At 59.4% G+C, this 19,820-nt stretch carries 16 protein-coding genes and 2 pseudogenes; 7 read left to right on the top strand and 11 right to left on the bottom strand.

Features of this window, described 5'->3' with window-relative positions:
- Positions 1 to 144: 144 nt before the first annotated feature.
- From ACWGZX_RS24300 to ACWGZX_RS24290, 3 genes are all read right to left on the bottom strand, one after another.
- Positions 145 to 1,101, bottom strand: coding sequence for a quinone oxidoreductase family protein (locus ACWGZX_RS24300; protein WP_452625767.1), 957 nt, complete (start codon positions 1,099 to 1,101; stop codon positions 145 to 147).
- Between the two features lie 28 nt (positions 1,102 to 1,129).
- Positions 1,130 to 1,303, bottom strand: a complete 174-nt coding sequence (locus ACWGZX_RS24295; protein WP_452625766.1) for a DUF1427 family protein — start codon at positions 1,301 to 1,303, stop codon at positions 1,130 to 1,132.
- 302 nt (positions 1,304 to 1,605) lie between these two features.
- A complete protein-coding gene (locus tag ACWGZX_RS24290) occupies positions 1,606 to 2,385 on the bottom strand; it encodes an AraC family transcriptional regulator (RefSeq protein ID WP_452625765.1) in 780 nt (259 codons plus the stop codon).
- Positions 2,386 to 2,531: 146 nt separating this feature from the next.
- On the opposite strand from ACWGZX_RS24290, the gene ACWGZX_RS24285 reads away from it, so the two are divergent.
- Complete coding sequence (locus ACWGZX_RS24285) at positions 2,532 to 2,759, top strand: DUF6555 family protein (protein WP_452625764.1); 228 nt, start codon at positions 2,532 to 2,534, stop codon at positions 2,757 to 2,759.
- A gap of 133 nt (positions 2,760 to 2,892) precedes the next feature.
- Here the strand turns inward: ACWGZX_RS24285 and ACWGZX_RS24280 are convergent, their stop codons facing one another.
- The 3 genes from ACWGZX_RS24280 to ACWGZX_RS24270 form a co-directional block, all read right to left on the bottom strand.
- Positions 2,893 to 3,060 (bottom strand): metallothionein, encoded by a 168-nt coding sequence (locus ACWGZX_RS24280; RefSeq protein ID WP_452625763.1) that lies wholly within the window; start codon positions 3,058 to 3,060, stop codon positions 2,893 to 2,895.
- 72 nt (positions 3,061 to 3,132) lie between these two features.
- Positions 3,133 to 3,477 carry a DMT family transporter gene (locus ACWGZX_RS24275; RefSeq protein ID WP_452625762.1) on the bottom strand — a complete coding sequence of 115 codons (345 nt, stop codon included), beginning with the start codon at positions 3,475 to 3,477 and terminating at the stop codon, positions 3,133 to 3,135.
- Between the two features lie 131 nt (positions 3,478 to 3,608).
- Positions 3,609 to 4,925: a Na+/H+ antiporter family protein gene (locus ACWGZX_RS24270; RefSeq protein ID WP_452629060.1), complete on the bottom strand. Its 1,317-nt coding sequence runs from the start codon at positions 4,923 to 4,925 to the stop codon at positions 3,609 to 3,611.
- 216 nt (positions 4,926 to 5,141) lie between these two features.
- On the opposite strand from ACWGZX_RS24270, the pseudogene ACWGZX_RS24265 reads away from it, so the two are divergent.
- Both ACWGZX_RS24265 and ACWGZX_RS24260 read left to right on the top strand, forming a co-directional pair.
- Positions 5,142 to 6,575: pseudogene (locus ACWGZX_RS24265) on the top strand (PDC sensor domain-containing protein); the annotation flags it as partial.
- A 150-nt stretch (positions 6,576 to 6,725) separates the two neighbouring features.
- Complete coding sequence (locus ACWGZX_RS24260) at positions 6,726 to 7,481, top strand: methyl-accepting chemotaxis protein (RefSeq protein WP_411741858.1); 756 nt, start codon at positions 6,726 to 6,728, stop codon at positions 7,479 to 7,481.
- 126 nt (positions 7,482 to 7,607) lie between these two features.
- Here the strand turns inward: ACWGZX_RS24260 and ACWGZX_RS24255 are convergent, their stop codons facing one another.
- Genes ACWGZX_RS24255 through ACWGZX_RS24240 form a run of 4 tightly spaced genes read right to left on the bottom strand, consistent with a single transcriptional unit; the run spans position 7,608 to position 10,203 of the window.
- On the bottom strand, positions 7,608 to 8,921 hold the full coding sequence (locus tag ACWGZX_RS24255) for a sensor histidine kinase (RefSeq protein ID WP_452625761.1): 1,314 nt from the start codon (positions 8,919 to 8,921) through the stop codon (positions 7,608 to 7,610).
- Positions 8,918 to 9,586 (bottom strand): response regulator transcription factor, encoded by a 669-nt coding sequence (locus tag ACWGZX_RS24250; RefSeq protein WP_452625760.1) that lies wholly within the window; start codon positions 9,584 to 9,586, stop codon positions 8,918 to 8,920. Before ACWGZX_RS24250 ends, ACWGZX_RS24255 begins: the two co-directional genes overlap by 4 nt.
- Positions 9,587 to 9,589: 3 nt before the next feature.
- Positions 9,590 to 9,895: a PepSY domain-containing protein gene (locus ACWGZX_RS24245; protein WP_452625759.1), complete on the bottom strand. Its 306-nt coding sequence runs from the start codon at positions 9,893 to 9,895 to the stop codon at positions 9,590 to 9,592.
- Complete coding sequence (locus ACWGZX_RS24240; protein WP_452625758.1) at positions 9,895 to 10,203, bottom strand: PepSY domain-containing protein; 309 nt, start codon at positions 10,201 to 10,203, stop codon at positions 9,895 to 9,897. The genes ACWGZX_RS24245 and ACWGZX_RS24240 overlap by 1 nt, the downstream gene beginning before the upstream one ends.
- Before the next feature lie 316 nt (positions 10,204 to 10,519).
- Here ACWGZX_RS24240 and ACWGZX_RS24235 point away from each other — a divergent pair, with 316 nt between their 5' ends.
- From ACWGZX_RS24235 to ACWGZX_RS24220, 4 genes and pseudogenes are all read left to right on the top strand, one after another.
- The gene (locus tag ACWGZX_RS24235) at positions 10,520 to 11,599 is read left to right on the top strand and encodes a patatin-like phospholipase family protein (RefSeq protein WP_452625757.1); all 1,080 of its coding nucleotides are present in this window, start codon (positions 10,520 to 10,522) and stop codon (positions 11,597 to 11,599) included.
- Between the two features lie 268 nt (positions 11,600 to 11,867).
- Positions 11,868 to 13,052 carry a tyrosine-type recombinase/integrase gene (locus ACWGZX_RS24230; RefSeq protein ID WP_452625756.1) on the top strand — a complete coding sequence of 395 codons (1,185 nt, stop codon included), beginning with the start codon at positions 11,868 to 11,870 and terminating at the stop codon, positions 13,050 to 13,052.
- Between the two features lie 391 nt (positions 13,053 to 13,443).
- Positions 13,444 to 13,685, top strand: a pseudogene (locus ACWGZX_RS24225) (hypothetical protein).
- Positions 13,686 to 13,942: 257 nt separating this feature from the next.
- On the top strand, positions 13,943 to 17,341 hold the full coding sequence (locus ACWGZX_RS24220) for an Ig-like domain-containing protein (RefSeq protein WP_452625755.1): 3,399 nt from the start codon (positions 13,943 to 13,945) through the stop codon (positions 17,339 to 17,341).
- A 590-nt stretch (positions 17,342 to 17,931) separates the two neighbouring features.
- Here ACWGZX_RS24220 and ACWGZX_RS24215 read toward each other — a convergent pair.
- Positions 17,932 to 19,812: a potassium transporter Kup gene (locus ACWGZX_RS24215; protein WP_452625754.1), complete on the bottom strand. Its 1,881-nt coding sequence runs from the start codon at positions 19,810 to 19,812 to the stop codon at positions 17,932 to 17,934.
- Positions 19,813 to 19,820 lie beyond the last annotated feature (8 nt).

The raw sequence follows: 19,820 nt of genomic DNA, 5'->3' as shown, positions 1-19,820 counted from the left end.
CGGGCCCCATCGCGAGCAGGCTCGCTCCCACAGTGGATCTGTGTCGAACACAGGACTTGTGTCCACTGAAAATCAACTGTGGGAGCGAGCCGGCTCCGGGCGGCGTTCCGACAATGGGGCCGGCACATCCAACATCAGTGTCAGTTATGGCAACAGAATAACTTTGTCACCAGCCCCCTGATTCAATTCCGAGTACCGCTCCAGACCTTCCGACAACGGTGACTCAAACAACCCCTCGGGCAACGGCAACAAGCCCTGATCGAAAAACTGGCCAAACTGATCAAGCATCGCCGCGCACGCCTGAACCCCGTACAGCAACGAGTTGATCCCCACCACCGAGCCACCCTTGCGATACAGCGCCAGTGCCGGCAGTTGCACCATGCCGTCCACCGGCGCGGCGATGATGGCGATGCGGCCGAAGGTTGCCAGTGCCGGGACCGAGGCCGGCAGCCAAAACCCGGTGGTGTCGAAGATCACGTCAGCGCCGCCGGCATACACATCGTTCACCTGGACGCCCAAATCCTCAGGCTTATCCAGCTGCAACGTCTGATAGCCCAGAGCCTGCAACTCCTGGACCTGCTCCGGTCGCCGCGCCGCCGCCAGCACCTGTGCACCGCGTACCTTGGCCAGCGCCAACGCCGCACTGCCAACCGCCCCGCCGCCAATCACCAACAGTCGCGTTTTCGCGGTCACCAGGCTGCGCTCCAACGCATCCCACGCCGTGGTGTAGGGCACGCCGAGGCTGGCGGCCTGGGCGAAACTCAGATGGGTCGGTTTGAGCGCCACGCCGTTGGCCGGCAGTTTGACGAATTGCGCATGGGAGCCGTCGGCAAAGAACCCCAGTTCACGCCCGGTACCCCAGACTTCCTGGCCGATCAATGCCTGCGGGCCTTCAACCACGACACCGGCAAAATCCCGACCGGGGATCCGTGGCAACGTGGTGTAGGGAAAACGTCCCAGCACGTTCTTCACATCGCTGGGGTTGAGGCCGGCGGCCTTGATCTGCACCAACACTTCATCAGCGCCGGCAACAGGGGTGGGCACGTCAACGTAGCGCAAGGCCGAGAGGTCGCCGGTTTGGTCGAACTGCAATGCTTTCATGAGCGTTTCCAATGAATAAATAAACGGTTCAGGAGATCCAGCCAGCCACCAGTTGCCGGCCCATGGGCCACAACTGTTCGCCGGCCAGCATGCCGAGCAGCCCGACCAGCGCGATGGCCGGTGGTGCGGGGGAACGAAAATCCAGCGCGCCGTAGAGCAAACCGACGCCCAGACCGATGACCAGCGAGATGAAGTAGCTCATGGCGGACTCCGTGGGCATTTAAGGTAGGCCCAGAGTCTAGTGGGAGGTCGCGCAGGGCATCGGCCAAGTACTTCTGCTTTTCGGCCAAAGTGCTAATGCCGGACGCAAGGCATCCTGTGCCGCTGACGAAGCCCTGTAGGAGCAAGCTGTGGCGAGGGGGCTTGCCCCCGTTTGAGTGCGTAGCACTCACAAGTTCTTCGGTTCATCCGAGATCTATAGGGGCATCAGGCATTTTTGGGACTGCTTCGCAGCCCAACGGGGCGATGCGGCGTTCCGACAAGCCCCCTCGCCACAGCTCGCTCCTACAGGGTTTGGTTATGGCTGGGAAACTGCGAAGGCGCGACGCCCAGCTCACGGCGAAACATGTCACTGAAGCTGCTCGGCGAATAGCCCAGCTCGCGGGCGATCGCGCTGACCGGCACACCCTGAATCAGCTCGGCCACCGCTGTCGCGAGTTGCACCTGTCGCCGCCACTCGGCGAAGCCCATGCCCAGACCGTCCTTGAACAACCGCGCCAGGGTACGCACGCTGGCACCGGCGTTTTGCGCATGTTGTTCGAAGGGAATGTCCAGTGATGGCGCGGCCATGACCGCCTGACACAGGTTCATCAGGCGTCGGTCGGAATCATCCGGCAGGGGGATTTTCAGCTCGGATCGCTTGGCACGCCGCAGCTCCAGCAGTGCCAGGCCGACCAGCGCTTCGTAATACTCGGGCGCGCCGTCGTTGCCCTGTTCGACCAAGCCGACGATCAATTCACGCAGCAAGCCGCCGACTTCGATGACCTGAACCGTGTCGTCCAGCGTCGCGGCAAGGGACGGCCGCAGGTAGATGTTGCGCATCTGCAAGTCCGAAACCACACGAATCCCGTGAGGCACGCCCGGCGGCAGCCACACTGCCCGTTGCGGCGGCACCACCAGCGCCTCATGGGGCGTTTCGACCCACATCACCCCGCTCATCGCATACAGCAATTGGCCCCAGACATGCTCGTGCGGCTCGATATACAGCCCGCGCGGATACGTGCGCGCCAGCGGTTGCACGGGCACATCGGTGTCACTCAGGTCAGGGGGCGCGGCAAGGGCCATGGGGCAGCAATCATTGAGGTTTTCAGACCTTGCATGGTAACCAGCCGAACGCCTTGTCGCCACTGGCCGCCGCCGTCTGACAATAAGACTGAATTTTCCGTAACCCCAACGATCCTTCTATTACCACAGGGAGGAATACGGGCTTTATGAACAACGCAAAACTATTCGTCATTGAATACACCCTTCATGGCGCCCCCAAGTCATTCATCATCCGCCTGGACAAGATGGACAACGCGCAGGCTTGGCATTGGGCGAGTTGCGACGCCGGAGTGGGCAGGATCCCGCGATTTGGCCGGGAGAAGGTGCAAAAGACCAGCAAACCGATGGCGGAAAAGTTCGGGGTCGAGAACGTGACTTGGCGGCCAGCAAGCTAAAGATGCAGCGCATAAAACCCTGTGGCGAGGGAGCTTGCTCCCGCTGGGGTGCGCAGCGCCCCCAAAACGGGACTGCTGCGCAGTCCAGCGGGAGCAAGCTCCCTCGCCACAACGTTATCTGAACAGACTTGCGCTATTTGGCGTGAGCACAATTACATTCCTTGTGGGAACACTCTTCGCCATGTTCATGGTGCTTGGCGCAGGCTTCGCAGCAATAGTGTTTGCCGTGTCGCGCGATGGGATGCTCGCCCAGCTTGCACGAGCATTTGGGGCAATCGCAGATACTTTCACTGCTGATCATGGGTCAGACTCCATTGGTGTGGTCGTCGGGGTGCCGCAAACGCGGCCCGTCTTACCAGTGTAGGAGTTTGTTTCAAGCCTGCCGGGTGCTGCTGCGATACATAAACACCAACGCCAACCCCAGGCACACCATCGCCACGATCCGGTTGTTCGACAAGTCGATGGCCGGATTGCCCAGCCAGCCGAAATTGTCGATCAGCATGCCCATGCCCAGATGCCCGACGATCACGGCCACGGTCGCCACCGCCGTCCCGACCCTTGGCACCGCGCCGACCATGACCATCATGTACACCACGCCGAACAGCGCGCCACTGAGCTGCCATTTCGGCACATCCAGCAAGCTCATGGCCTGCGCCGGTTCGAAAAACAGGATCAGCAACCCGGTGACCACCGCCCCCACCCCTTCAAGTCTAAACATACAAGCGAGCCTGCTCGCGATGGCGGCGGCACATCCAGCATTGATGTGACTGAAAGACCGCTTTCGCGAGCAAGTCGAATCGTCGCACCGCCGCTCCCACATTTGATCCACGTTGATCAGTGAGGACGGGGTTATAGAACCATCGCCGCCACCCAACCAAACGCCAGCAGCGGCAGGTTGTAGTGCAGGAAGGTCGGGACCACGGTGTCCCAGATGTGGTGGTGCTGGCCGTCGATGTTCAAACCCGAGGTCGGGCCCAGGGTGGAGTCGGAGGCTGGCGAACCGGCGTCACCCAAGGCGCCGGCCGTGCCGACGATGCACACGATGGCCAGCGGGCTGAACCCCAGCTGCACGCACAGCGGCACGAAAATCGCCGCCAGGATCGGCACGGTGGAGAACGACGAACCAATGCCCATGGTCACCAGCAAGCCCACCAGCAACATCAACAGTGCGCCGATGCCTTTGCTGTGGTTGATCCACGAGGCCGAGGACTCCACCAGCGTCTGTACCTGACCGGTGGCTTTCATCACTTCGGCAAACCCGGACGCGGCGATCATGATGAAGCCGATCATCGCCATCATCTTCATGCCTTCGGTGAACAGGTCGTCGGTTTCACGCCACTTCACGATGCCCGACACCGAAAAAATCAGGAACCCGACCAAGGCGCCAATGATCATCGAGTCCAGCAGCAACTGAATAATGAAGGCCGCCACGATGGCCACACCGGCAACTATCAGGCTCAGCGGGTTGTACTGCACCGCGACCTGCTCGACTTGTTCGATTTTTTCCAGGTTGTAGACGCGTTTCTTGCGGTAGCTGAAAAACGCCACCGCCAGGCCGAACACCATGCCCAGCGCCGGGATGCCCATGGCATGGGTGACGTTGATGCCGCTGATGTCCACGCCGCTACGGGCAACGTTGGCCAGCAGAATTTCGTTGAGGAAGATGTTGCCAAACCCCACCGGCAGGAACATGTACGGGGTGATCAGACCGAAGGTCATAACGCAGGCAATCAACCGGCGATCCAGTTGCAGCTTGGTCAGCACGTATAAAAGCGGCGGCACCAGCAATGGGATGAACGCGATATGTATCGGCAGAATGTTCTGCGAAGCGATGGCCACCACCCAGAGCAAGCCAATCAACAACCACTTGACCTGACTGCCACCGCTAGCGTGTTGGCGATCAACCATCGCCAGGGCCTTGTCCGCCAAGGCATGGGCCATGCCGGATTTGGCAATTGCCACCGCGAACGCCCCGAGCAAGGCATAGGACAACGCCACCGTCGCCCCGCCGCCAAGGCCGCTGTTGAAAGCTTTAAGCGTGGCGTCTATGCCCAGGCCGCCGGTCAGGCCACCCACCAGCGCGCCGACAATCAGCGCGATCACTACGTGCACGCGGGACAGGCTGAGGATCAGCATGACGCCGACCGCAGCAATTACAGCATTAATCATCGTTACCTCAAGGCACGCGAAATGAGCTCCGCCGGCAGTCTGCGAAGCGCCGCCAGCGGAGTAGAGAATTGGTTTTATTAGAGGGCGCGCACTGTGCCGCAGAGCGCGCGCGCTGTCAAAGCGCGAGGGACTGGCGATATGTAACGAACTGTGGAGCCCTGTGGCGAGGGGGCTTGCCCCCGTTCGGCTGCGCAGCAGTCGTAAAACCAGCCGATGCGGGTTGTCTGGGGACAATATAGAGGGCCGCTTCGCGACCCAACGGGGGCAAGCCCCCTCGCCACAATAATCGCCCCTTTCACCACAACCAATCGTAGGTTTCGATATTTGCCAACCGGGATAAAGAAACCGGATTCACGGCCGTTACAGTGCAAAGTCTCAGATATTTATCGAATAAAGGACGTCTCCATGTCACTAAGACAACTTTCCATTCAATGGAAAATCACCCTGCTGGCCGGGCTTTGCCTGGCCGGTATCGTGACCCTGTTGGTGGGTCTTTCGCTGTACCGCATGGAGCACAGCTCCGAGATGGTGAAAGCCTCAAGCATGGAGATGCTCACTGAAGCCGCCCAGGCGCGGATCGAATCCCAGGGCGAAAACCAGGCGCTGCTGATTCGTCAGCAGTTCATGGACGCCTATCAGTACGGCCATGGCTTTTCGCGTCAGGTGTTGTTCCTGCGTGATCAGGCGGAAAAGCGCTTTCTGGATGCCTTCGACCTGCGTGAAGACCTGACCCGCCAGGTCAAGTCCGCGCTGCAAGCCAACCCGGAGCTGCTCGGCCTGTCGCTAGTGTTCGAAGCCAATGCGCTGGACGGCAAGGACGACTTGTTCACCGGTCAGGCGGAATTGGGCAGCAACGACAAGGGCCGTTTCGCCCTGTACTGGTCACAGCCGACACCGGGCAAGATCACTTCCATGGCGCTGCCGGAAAGTGACATGGCCGACACCAGCACCGGCCCGAGCGGCGAACCGGCCAACGCCTGGTTCACCTGCCCGCGCACCTCGCTCAAGCCGTGCGTGATCGAACCGTACTTCTACACGATCGACGGCCAGAACGTACTGATGACCAGCATCGTGTTTCCGCTGATGGTCAACGGCAAAGTCATCGCCTCGCTGTCGGTGGACCTCAACCTCAACAGCCTGCAAGCGATGAGTCAGGGCGCGAGCAAAAAGCTCTATGACGGCCAGACCAATGTCAGCATCCTCAGCCCGGTCGGTCTGCTTGCCGGCTACAGCGCCGACGCCAGCAAGCTCAGCCAGCGCCTGGACGCCGTGGACAAAGCCAACGGTGCCGAACTGATCCGTATGCTCGCCAGCAGCAGCAAAACCGAAAGCCTGCACAACGATCACCAATTGAAAGTGCTGTCGCCGTTCCAGCCGATTCCCGGGGGTAAATCCTGGGGTGTGCTGCTCGACGTGCCGCAGAAAGTCCTGGTCAGCCGGGCTGAGACGCTGAAAAAACAACTCGATGACAGCAACCGCACCGGCACGCTGGTCGAACTCGGCCTCGGCGTGCTGGCCGCGTTGATCGGCCTGATGCTGGTGTGGCTGATGGCCCGCAGCGTGACCAGACCGATCCTCGGCGTGGCGCACATGCTCGAAGACATTGCCAGCGGCGAAGGCGACCTGACCCGGCGCCTGGCCTATGACAAAAAGGACGAACTGGGCCAGTTGGCCGGTTGGTTCAACCGTTTCCTCGACAAGCTGCAACCGATCATCGCCGAGGTCAAACGCTCGGTGCAGGACGCGCGCAACACCGCGGATCAGTCGTCGGCCATCGCGACCCAGACTAGCGCCGGCATGGAGCAGCAATACCGTCAGGTCGATCAGGTTGCCACCGCGTCCCACGAAATGAGCGCCACCGCCCAGGACGTCGCCCGCAGTGCCGCCCAAGCGGCTCACGCAGCCAAGGATGCCGATCAGGCGACGCGTCGAGGGTTGACCGTGATCGACCAGACCACCACCAGCATCGACAACCTCGCTGCCGACATGAGCGCGGCCATGGTGCAAGTCGAAGGGCTGGCGGCGAACAGCGAGAAAATCGGTTCGGTACTGGAAGTGATCCGCGCAATTGCCGAACAGACCAACCTGCTGGCACTCAACGCCGCCATCGAAGCGGCCCGTGCCGGTGAAGCCGGACGCGGTTTCGCCGTAGTCGCCGATGAAGTACGCAACCTGGCGCGACGCACGCAGGAGTCGGTCGAAGAAACTCGCTTGGTGATCGAGCAATTGCAGAGCGGCACCCAGGACGTGGTCGGTTCGATGAACAACAGCCATCGTCAGGCCCAAGGCAGTGTCGAACAGGTCAGCCAGGCCGTGACCGCGCTGCGCCAGATCGGCGATGCGGTGACGGTGATCAGCGACATGAACTTGCAGATTGCTTCAGCGGCGGAAGAACAGAGCGCAGTAGCTGAAGAGATCAACAACAACGTGGCGACGATTCGCGATGTGACAGAGTCGCTGTCGGGGCAGGCGAATGAATCGGCGCGGGTGAGCCAGTCGCTGAATAGCCTGGCGAATCAGCAGCAGAGTCTGATGGATCAGTTCCGCGTTTAACCCGGCCACTGAAGTTCCCATGTGGGAGCGAGCCTGCTCGCGAAAGCGGTGTACCAGTCGACATCTCTGTTGCCTGACTCACCGCATTCGCGAGCAGGCTCGCTCCCACAGGTTTTTGGGCTGGGGTCAGCGTTTGGGAAGTTCGATGACTACCTTCAACCCGCCCCACTCGCTCTCTTCCAACCGCAGCACCCCGCCCCAGGTGTCGACGATGTCGCGCACAATCCCCAGCCCCAACCCGTGCCCATCCGTCTGTTCATCCAAGCGCGTACCGCGGCTGAACACCTGAGCCCGCTGGTCTTCGGGAATTCCCGGGCCATCATCTTCAACACTTAACTCAAACCCGCCTGCCGTCTCGACCACACTCAAGCGAACCTCGGCATCCGCCCATTTACAGGCGTTGTCCAGCAAGTTACCGAGCAGTTCAAGCAAGTCCTCACGGTCCCACGGTAACTGCAAACCGGGCGATGCACGGTAGCTGAGCGCCAGGTGCTCGCCATGAATCATGTTCAGCGTCGCCAATAACCCTGGCAGTTCTTCATCGCAATCAAACAACGCCCCCGGCAGCGCCTCGCCGGACAATCGGGCGCGGTTGAGTTCACGATTGAGGCGTTGCTGGACCTGCTCCAGTTGCGCCTGAATCACCTTGCGCAGCTCCGGGTGAGCATCGAGTTTTTCGCTGGACGCCAGGCTCAGCAATACCGCCAGCGGGGTTTTCAATGCGTGGCCGAGGTTGCCCAAGGCATTGCGCGAACGCTTGAGGTTATCTTCGGTGTGAGCGAGCAAATGGTTGATCTGCTCCACCAGCGGCTCAAGCTCGATCGGCACCTGATCATCCAGTTGCGAGCGCTGGCCTTGCTGCAACTGGGCGATCTGCTCCCGGGCCTTTTCCAGCGGACGCAAGGCGCGGCGCACGGTGATGCGTTGCAGCAGCAAAATCAGCAACAGCCCGGCCAATCCCAGTCCCAGCCCCACTTGCTGCATGCGCTTGAAGCTCTCGCGCACCGGCGTGTAGTCCTGCGCAACGCTGATGGAAATCGACTGACCGAGGCGTCGATAGTCTGAACGCAACACCAGTAATTGCTGCCCTTCCGGCCCCAGTTGCAGGTTGCTGTGCAGGCCAGGCTGCTCCAGCCATGGCAGTTCCTGATCCCACAGCGAACGGGAGCGCCAATGGTGATCGTCGAAGTCGATGCGAAAGTAGTGCCCGGAAAACGGTCGCTGGTAAGCCGGCGCCAGGTGCCGCTCCTCCAACTGCAACCCCTGCGGCCCGCGCACCATTGCCACCAGCAGGTTTTCGCTGTCGTTGCGTAGCCCGGCTTCGAGGTAGCGCTGCAAGCCCATTTCGAATAACCACAGACTGGTTTGCGCCAGCACCAGGCCGACGACGACCATGACGCTGATCAGTCCCAGGCTCAAGCGGCGCTGGATCGACCTCACTGTGCGGCCCCGCCGAACAGGTAACCCTGACCGCGACGGGTTTCGATCACGCTGCGCCCCAGCTTTCGTCGCAGGTGGTTGACGTGAACTTCTAGCACGTTGGAATCGCGCTCGGTTTCGCCGTCATAGAGGTGTTCGGCGAGGTGGCTTTTGGAGAGGATCTGTTCGGGGTGCAGCATGAAATAGCGCAGCAGGCGAAATTCGGCGGCGGTGAGCTGGATGTCGGCGCCGTCGCGGGTCACGCATTGGCGACCTTCGTCCAGGTGCAGCCCGGCAGCCTTGAGCGTCGGTTGATTCGCCTGGCCGTGGGAGCGACGCAGCAGCGCCTGAACCCGCAGGTGCAATTCTTCCGGATGGAAAGGCTTGGTCAGGTAATCGTCGGCACCGGCCTTGAGGCCTTCGATGCGCTCGGCCCAAGAACCCCGCGCGGTGAGGATCAGCACGGGCGTCATCAGGCCACCGGCGCGCCATTGCGTCAGCACTTCAAGCCCCGGCAAACCGGGCAAGCCGAGGTCGAGGATGATCAGGTCATACGGTTCGCTGCTGCCCTGATACGCCGCGTCGCGACCGTCGGCCAACCAATCCACGGCGTAACCCTGCCGGTTGAGGCCGGCCATCAATTCGTCGGCCAGCGGCACGTGGTCTTCCACCAGCAGCAATCGCATCGGTCAATCTTCCTTGTCTTTCAGTAAACGGCCGGTGGCGGCCTCAATGTCCAGTTCACGAACCACGCCTTCGGGGGTCAGCAGCTCGACTTCATAAATGTAGACGTCATGCTTTTCTTCAAGCTCGGCTTCCAGCAGCTTGGCGCCGGGATAGCGATCCAGCGCCTGTTGCAGCAATTGCTCCAGCGGCAGGATCACCCCCTGTTGGCGCAGGCGCAGGGCTTCGTCCTGATCCAGGTCGCGGGCCAGGACCGCCGAGCAAAACGCCAGAAGCACCAGCGCCATGCGTGAGAATGAACGCACCTTCATTACGTATCCTGATGATCCTTGAGAATCTGGCCGCTGACAGCGTCTAATTCCACGTCCCACTCGATGTCCTGTGGATCGCGCAGCTCAACCTGATAGATGTACTTGCCGTACTCTTCTTCCAGTTCGGTTTGGGTCACCGTCGAACCGGGGTGCTTGGCCAGAGCGGTGGCGTTGAGCTTCTCGAAAGACGCAATGGTACCAGCGTCACGCAGCCTCAGGGCTTCATCGGGACCGAGGTCGCGAGCGTGGGCGAGGCTGGCGGTCATGGCGATGATCGAGGCGCTGAACAGGGCAGTCAGGGTGTTCATGGGTGTCTCCGGATCTTTTATGTGTTGCTTACGGGAGGCACCTTAGCGAGCTGAACTTAATTGAAACTGAATTGCCATCATTGAAGACGACTCCACGGAATTGCAGCCCCTCCACAAAACCCTGTGGGAGCGAGCCTTTGTGGCGAGGGGGCTTGCCCCCGTTCGGCTGCGCAGCAGTCGTAGTGATTCTGGGGCCGCTTCGCGCCCCAACGGGGCGGTGCGGCGGTCCGACAAGCCCCCTCGCCACACAGGCTCACTCCTACAATGACCGTGTTGCATGTTTATAATCTTGCGCTTGCCAACAATTGAGACCGGTATGACCGCTATCCACATCAAGTTCCCTTCCCTGATCCTCAAGGCCGGCCCGCGTGCGTTCGCGCGCATCCGTAAAGATGGCTTGAGCGCCGCCGATGTCGGGACGCTGCCGGGTGCCGCCGGAGGGCCGAAGGCACTGGGGATTCAAGGTCTGGACCTGGCGTTGTTTGGCGAATGGCTGCCGGCCGCACCGCGCGAGCGTTCACTGATTGGCGCCTCGGTCGGTTCCTGGCGCTTCGCCAGTGCCTGCCTGCCGGACGCCGCCGAAGGCATCCGGCGCCTCGGTCATTTGTACACTGAGCAGAATTTCGCCAAGGGCGTGACCATGGCGCAGATCAGCCAGAGCTCGCAGCGCATGCTCGATGAACTGCTGAACGGTCGCGATGCCTCGATCTTGAGCAACGTGCATTACCGACTGAACATCATGGTGGTCAAAAGCCACGGCCTGTTGGCGCACGACCATCGCGGCCGACTCGGGCTGGCGCTGGGATCCGTGATCGCCGACAACCTGCGCGGGCGCGCTCGGCTGTCGCGGCATTTCGAACGACTGATCATCCACGACCCGCGCCTGGCGCCGCCGGTCAATGCGCTGAATGACTTCCCCTCGCGCTTCGTCGCGCTGAACGCCGGCAACTTGCGCCAGGCGCTGCTGGCGTCGGGCTCGATCCCGATGGTGATGGAAGGCGTGCGCGACTTGCCCGGTGCGGGTACGGGAACGTTCCGCGATGGCGGCTTGCTCGACTATCACCTCGACCTGCCCTACAGCGGCGATGACATTGTTCTATATCCGCATTTCACCGACCGGGTGATTCCCGGCTGGTTCGACAAGGCCCTGCCATGGCGCCGCGCCTGCCCCGCGCGCTTGCAGGATGTTCTGCTGCTGGCGCCGTCCAAGGAGTATCTGGCGCGCTTGCCCTACGGCAAACTGCCGGACCGTAACGATTTCAAGCGCTTCATGGGGGACGCACCGGCCCGGCAGAAATACTGGCGCGCCGCCATGGATGAAAGCCGTCGCTTGGGCGATGAATTCCTCGAACTGGCCGCCAATGGTCGCCTCGGCGAGCGCTTGCTGACCCTTTAGTCAGTGTTTCGCCCGCAGCTCTGTTAAACTCGCCACCTGCCCACATCGCCGCGGCGATCGCCACCTGACAGAGCTGAAATCACTGTGGAAATCTTCAAAGATTCCACGACAGCCTCCCACCGAAAACCTCCCCGTATCAAAAAACCGCTAAAACCCACGTATTCAGCACTTCTCTAGTATCACCGCGTACCGCTCAATACCTTCCCAATGCAAAGCACTTAGTACATCATCCAGTACATTGAAAAATGATCATCAGGGGAATGTACTAGTGACACTCACGGACACGGCAGCCAAGCAGGCGAAGCCAAAGGAAAAAGCGTACACACTACCGGACGCCCTCGGCCTTTCCCTCTATGTGGCCTCAAGCGGCGTCAAGAGCTGGCACTTTCGATTCACCTGGCTCGCCAAACAGGTACGCATTTCATTCGGGACTTACCCTGAAACGGGTCTGAAGGAAGCGCGCGCACGCAGAGACGAGGCGCGAGAAGATGTTGCGAACGGAGTTGATCCGCGCAATTCGAGGCGGGAGAAGAAGGCCGAGATGATCGAGGCCGGGGGCCGCACCTTCCGTCGTGTCTATGACGAGTGGCTGGCTTTCAGGAAGGGAAGCATTTCCGCTGGCACCTATAGGGTGATCAGCAATGCCATGGAGCTTGATGTACTGCCTGCCTTCGGAGACCGGCAAATTGATGCCATAAAACGCGCTGACGTCATCGGATTGATTCGACGTGTTGAAAAGCGCGGGTCAGTTGGTACTGCCGTGAAAGTTCGGCAGCGGATGGGTCAGGTGTTCAGCTACGCCATTGCTACCGGATTGATCGAGACGAATCCGACAGCAGAGATGCACGCCGTTACTGAAAAGATGGGACAGCATAAGCCTCACCCGTTCCTACCTTTCAGCGAAATGCCGAACACCATGGCGGCGATCAAAGATTGTGCCTCGGGCCATCAATTGAAGACAGCACTCATGCTAATGATCTACACCGCCTCGCGCCCGGGCGAAGTCCGTCACGCCGAATGGTCGGAAATCGACCTCGATACTGCGACATGGACGACGCCGGCCGCCAAGATGAAGATGCGAAGGGACCATTCGGTCCCACTGTCGCGCCAGGCCGTCGACCTGCTGAAAAGTATGCTGCCGATCACCGGCGGCAAGCGTTATGTGTTCATGAACCGCAACATCTCGACAGCCCCCATCGGCACCAACTACGCGAACAACGTCATGGACTCCTGCGGACTTACCGGCAAGCAATCGCCGCATGGCTTCCGACACCTGTTCTCAACCGAGATGAACGGGCGTGGGTACAATCGCGACTGGATCGAGCGCCAGCTTGCCCACGCCGACAGCAGCTTCATCCGTGACGTGTACAACCACGCCGCCTATCTGGAACAGCGCCGGGAGATGATGCAGGAGTGGGCTGATCTCGTAACACATGGCAGCAACAAGGCGTAAGCACCCCACCCGCGCCAGCATCCTGCCGACCGAACACAATCCACCTATCGCAGTAGTGAATTACAAATACATCGCTGGTAATCTCGCCGCCACGTTCGCCAGACATTAAGGGATGGAGGCGAAAATAGAAGCCCCGAAGCCGCGAACCTTCGGGGCTTTGCATTTCTGCATTGGAGCAGAATTACACCGCGATTCTAAAGGGGTAAGGCAAAGTACTCAGGGCCAATGAAACCGGGCACTTCCTTACTTTGGAGCACCCGGTTTTAACCTGCTTTACACGGTCTGTGGTACAAAAATTGGTACAAGCTTCATTCCCTCCCTAGGCGTCCTGTCTACCGTTCGTCACTTCCTAATACTGCTACTACGCTGAAGCCTCCACGGAGGAATCGCGATGCCAAACTCAGACCTGCTCCCCTTCCCTGCTATTCAAGATCAACGAAAACCAGCTCGCCCTGCAAGCTGCCATCATGGAACTCACGCTTTGGGTTGAGCAGTGGGGATCGGGCGACGTCGCCGGCAACGTGCGCGGTGCCTTAGAGGCGATCGACAAGAGAGTTCATCAAGATGACGCTCGCGATGATGATGACTCCGGTCGCCCTAGGGCAAGCAGCCCCTACCAAAAGCGGTCGATGACATAGGCCGCGACTATCCCCATAAATGGGGGACTACACCCACCATGCCGGGCGTTTACCACCTAATTTGAGGAATATCCCCCACCCTACACCTCACCCAAGATAAATGCTTTGAAACAACTTACTAATTACTCGATATTTTAATTCCCTTCCTCATCATGGCCCGACGGTTGCTTACCCCCTTGCAACGCAGGCAGATGCTGTCACCAGGCGGGGATGGCGGAGTTCGCCGTTGCGCTATGTCGCGAGGGGAACTTCATGAAAATCATTGCATCGCCACTCAATTCGTTCCGCTTCTTAAGGGTTTCGGGCGCTGGCTCTGTACTGTTGATCACCTTCAGTCTGTCCCCGGTCAGCGCTGCCCCCATCGATGATGTCGGACAACCACCACCTACCGATCCCTCAGCGTACATCAACCAGCCGGCTGATCCAGCCGCTGCGCTGGAAGCATTGAAGACCATGCCAGAGGCGAACCAGGGTGCATATGCCCTGCCCAACGGTGTGTATGGCAACAAGGACACGACCCGCACCGAAAACGTGCTGCCGCCGAGTTTGCAGACCTCGTTCAACATCCCCACGAATGGCAAGCCCAGCCCCCTGTTTGGCGCTCAACCGTTCACCCAGCAACTGCTGCTGTTCGAGGAATTTGGCACGGAAAAACTAGACCCGACCCTGCCGCAACCGCCGCTGTCGTTCCCCGTGCCGCTCGCCGGCCCGGCGCCCCAGCAGGACCCGAACAGCATCGCCCGCAGCGTCCCGTCGAATGCCGCGCTGGATGCATTCATGCGCCAGCCGGGGTTGTATCCGTTCCCGTCGCAATACTCCAATGTGCTGGACCGCAACCCGTGGAAGTCGCAGATCGAAGCCTTCCTCAACCGCCATCCGGTCGGCTCGCCCGCCGAAGGCCGTCCACCGGGAAAAGGCTGGTCGCATCAGCGCTGGAACGAGTTCTACCCGCAGGTCGATTTCAAGACAGTGCAAGCCGGCGCACGGACCAACCTGGGCATGCGTGACCGCAAGCAATTGCACAACTACGCCAAGGGTGAATTTGCCCCCGGTGGGCTCTATTACCAAACCTCGGATATTCCGACAACCGCTGGCACCACCAAGGGCATCGACATACGTTTTCACCCGAAAATGCCGGTGCAAAATTACAAGTCTCTGTGGACCTTCGACGGCACCTTTCCGCCAAAATTGCTCATGGTACGGTATGGCCAACCAGTGCTAATGCGCCACTACAACGCCCTGCCGATCGACCCGGCGGCGAATGCCGGTTTCGGCTTGCATACCCTGACCACCCACGAACACAACGGTCACTCCCCGGCGGAAAGTGATGGTTATGCCAACGCGTTTTTCTTTCCGGGGCAGTATTACGACTATCGCTGGCCGATCCAGCTGGCCGGTTACGACACCATCAACACCACGGCGCAGGATCCGCGCGCGGCATTCCCTTGCGCGCCCGGCGAAACGCTGTACGTCAACGACGCCAGTCCCGGGCTGAAAACCTGCGACAACGGCAGCATCAAGATTCGTGGCGACTGGCGCGAAACCATGAGCACTCACTGGTTCCACGACCACATGCTCGATTTCACTGCGCAAAACGTCTACAAGGGCAACGCGGTGATGATGAACTACTACAGCGCCCTGGATCGCGGTAACGAGGCGATCGAAGACGGCGTCAACTTGCGCTTCCCCAGCGGTTCGGCAATGCCGTGGGGCAACCGTGACTACGATGTGAACCTGATGATTGCCGACAAGGCCTGGGACGCCAACGGCCAGTTGTGGTTCAACCCGTTCAACACTGACGGCTTCCTCGGTGACCAGGTGTTGGTCAACTGGCAGTACCAACCGGTGCTGAAAGTACGGGCGCGCAGCTATCGGTTCCGTATCCTCAATGGCTCGGTGTCTCGCTACTTCAAAATAGCGCTGGTACGGCAGGTCAGCGGCACCAGCGGTGAGTTTCCAGGCCCGGCGGGGTCCGGGGTTTCCTACAATCGCGTGCCGTTCCACATGATCGGCAACGACGGCAACATCATGGCGCACAGCCTGCCTTTCGACGGCAGCATGGACCTCGACGGCGACGGTAACTTTCAGGATCACAACGCCATTCTGCCGACCCAAGGCATCGCCGAACGCTACGACATCATTGTCAACTTTGCAAAATACGGCATCAGCACCGGCGACAAACTGTTCTTCGTCAACCTGATGGATCACCAGACCGGTAAAGGCCCGGAGAAAATAGAACTGTCGCTGGCCGACGTGCTGTCCGAAAAATACAAAGCGGTGCTCAAGCAAACCAACAATGGCCTGAAATGGGACAACGGCGATCCGGCGGTGGGCAAATTTCTGGAATTTTTGGTGCAGACTTACGCCGGTCAGGACCTGAGCATGGACCCGGTCGCCTATGAGCCGGCCAAACCCGGCAAGCCCGCCGGCAAGATCATGATCCCGCTGACCATTGACCGCGATAGCCCGACCGATCAGGCCAAACTCGCCGCTGCGCGGCATCGCGAGTTCATTTTCGGGCGTTCTGACGGCACCGATCTAGCGCCGTGGACGATCAAGACCGATGGCGGTTTCGGTTACTCCATGGACCCACGCCGGCTCAGTGCCGCACCGCAATTGGCCAACGGCCCGACCGATGCCGGGTTCTCCGGCGACGGCACCCTCGAAGTGTGGCATATCAAGAACGGCGGCAACGGCTGGACCCACCCGGTGCATGTGCATTTCGAAGAAGGCGTTGTTCTCACTCGCGACGGTAAGGCACCACCGGATTGGGAAAAATGGGCACGCAAGGACGTCTATCGCATTGGCGAAGGCGTCGACAGTACGATGGACGTGGAAATGGCAATCCGCTTCCGCGAGTTCGCCGGCACTTACATGGAGCACTGCCACAACACCCAGCATGAAGACAACGCGATGCTGTTGCGCTGGGATATCGAGCATCCGGGCCAGTTCCAGTTGATGCCAACACCCTTGCCGGGTTGGGACGGTGTGACCTACGTCGCTTCCGTGGCGCTGCCTACCTTCCGCACCGGCAATGACGCTAACAATAACGAGGGAGACAACAAAAAACCCGTGGCCAACCCCGACAGCGCCACCGCCAGCAACGGCCAGCCGCTGACCATCAACGTGCTGGCCAACGACACCGACCCCGACAATAATCTGCCGCTCAAAGTGGTGGAGCTGAACCAGCCGGATTCCGGTAAGGGCACGGTCAGCACCGACGGTTTGCGGGTGATCTACACCCCACCAGCCATCGTCCCCGCACCGTTCACCGCGACCTTCACCTATCGCGCCAGCGATGCCAAGGACGCGAAGTCGGACCCGGCGATGGTGTCCGTCAATGTCACCGCTGCAGCGGCCAACGAGACTCTGGCGGTCACCAGCGCTTTCGTCACCGTTCGTAGCGGCAATCGCTACACCTGGGATATTTCCGGGACCACCACGCGTTTTACCGGCAATAGCGTGACGGTGACCGCGTCCACTACCGCCGGGCCGCTTAATCTGGGCAAGGCCACGCTCACGCAAGTCGGTACGGGTGCGAAGTGGCGAGTGCTGGTGGCGACTTCCGGTGCCGGGCCGGCGCCAAACCCGACCATCACTGTCACGTCTGCGTTTGGCAAGACAATAACGGTGCCGATAGTGGTGCGCTGAGTTACAACTTTGCTTTGACAATGAGGGTCTCATAGATTTTTGAGGCCCTTCTGTTGCAATTGAATCGGCACCTTGCTTAGCAGCCAAATCTCCAGCAGACCGGCATTTCGAGCAGTAGCTCAAATCGCCGGCGAACAAATGACCGTTATGGGTCGATTCTGTTGAAAAAGTCGGCCGTGGATTCCACGACAGGAAAGTACGCGTTTGAGATTGAAATCTTTACTTTGATCATAGGATTCCGAGTTCAGATTTTGCGTAGCGACGCGCAAAAAAGGCGTTTTCAGTGGTCAGCATGCGGGCAGTCTGGAGGAACCGACTTTTTCAACAGAATCAGTCGTTTTCAGCCTGTCGCAATAGGCAACAATCGGCTGTGGATTCAACCGGTCGATGCAACAGCTTTAGTACTACCTCACTCTTGCTCGGAATTGATGCGCACTTCCACATCTCCTTCGGATCAATCAAGCAGATCTTGGGGTTGATTTCGCAAACAACCTTAAGCGCGGGCATCAGGAAGGTAGGTTTGGCAGACGCTGACGCCATGACCCCGGGGACCCACTCTATTCGTTGGAGTCAGACCGTGAAGGATGGCGCTATAGCACCACTTGAGTACCCAATTCGACCACCCGATTAGAGGGGATTTTGAAGAAGGCAGTAACGCTGCCGGCATTGCGGAACATCGCCACAAAAATCAGGGCCCGCCAATAGACCATGCTTGAACCTAACTTCGGAATCAGCGTTTCGCGCCCAAGGAAGAACGACGTATCCATCATGTTGATCTCCAGCCCTGCCTCACTTACCAGGGCCAATGCTGCAGGAATATCTGGTTGGTCCTTGAAACCATATTGCACGACCACTTGTGCGAAGTTGCTCGCCAGGCGACGAATTAGCAGGCGGTCGTCAATAGGGACATAAGGAACATCAAGAACCTTCACGCTCAGGATAATGATCTGCTCATGCAGTGCTTTGTAATGCTTCAGGCTGTGAATCATGGCATGCGGCACGGACTCTGGCTCTGCGGTCAGGAATACAGCCGTCCCAGGTACACGCTGAACGCTGCCTTCGACAATATTGGCGATGAATGGCTGCAACTGCATCGCTTCGGCCGCCAAGCGTTCCGCCAGTAGTTCGCGGCCACGTTTCCAGGTGGTCAGCAAGATGAAAATAGCCATGCCGAATACCAGTGGGAACCAACCACCGTCTGGAATTTTCACTGAGTTGGCCAGGAAAAATCCGAGGTCAATGCAAATAAAGGGTAATGCCCCCAGAACGGCGCGCAACGGACTCCAATGCCACAATCGAATCGCTACAGCTATGGCTAGAAAATTGGTGATAAGCATGGTTCCGGTAACGGCAATGCCGTAGGCGGCAGCCAGGTTTGAGGACGAGCCGAACCCGACAACTAGAGCAATGATCGATGCGAGCAGCAGCCAATTTATGGCCGGCAAATAGATTTGTCCTATTTGCCGATCCGAGGTGTGCTGAATTTCCAGGCGGGGGGTGTAGCCGAGTTGCATCGCCTGCTGGGTGATGGAAAAGGCGCCGGAGATCACAGCCTGTGAAGCGATGATGGTTGCCACTGTCGCCAGAATCACCAGCGCATAGCGTCCCCATTCCGGAGCTAGCAGATAAAACGGGTTCTGTATTGTCTTCGGATCAGCAAGCAACAGAGCGCCCTGGCCAAAGTAATTGATCAGTAGTGCTGGCAGAACATACCCAATCCAGGCGTATTGAATAGGTTTGGCACCGAAGTGACCCATGTCGGCATACAAAGCTTCGGCACCGGTAATGCATAGAACCACTGCACCCAAGGCGAGAAAGCCAAGGATGGAGTTCCCAAGTAGAAAGTGCATGGCATGCAGCGGGTTGATAGCCGCGAGTACTGACGGATTGCCAATAATGGCGGCAGCACCCAATACCGCCAGAACGGCAAACCAGAGGAGCATCACCGGCCCAAACAGGGCCCCTACGCCGGCGCTGCCCTTGCGCTGAAAGGCGAACAGGCCAATCAAAATGGCCACGGTAATGGGGATGATGTAAGGCTTGAACGTGGGCGTGATGATTTCCAATCCCTCGACAGCCGAGAGCACTGAAATCGCTGGGGTAATGACCCCGTCCCCGTAAAACAGCGCCGCACCGAAAAGCCCGAGAGTAACCAGCAGTTTTTGCTGCCAGGAACGCTCCACACCTTTCTGCAAGGCCAGGGTCATTAGCGCGATGATGCCACCTTCGCCCTTATTGTTGGCCTGCATGATGAAGACCACATATTTCAGCGTGACCACAATGATCAGCGACCAAAAAAACAGGGACAAAACTCCAAGTACATTTTCCGGGGTAATGGCGACCGGATGGTGAGCACTACCGAATACTTCCTTGAGGGAGTAAAGCGGGCTGGTACCAATGTCGCCATAGACAATGCCCAGCGCAGCTAGCGTCAATGTGGCCAGACGTTTTTTGCCTTGTTCGTCTTGCATGCAAGTCC

Source organism: Pseudomonas sp. CLCA07 (genome assembly GCF_053615335.1).
The sequence above is the reverse complement of the archived record's forward strand: the minus strand, read 5'-3'. Positions and strand labels throughout refer to the sequence as shown.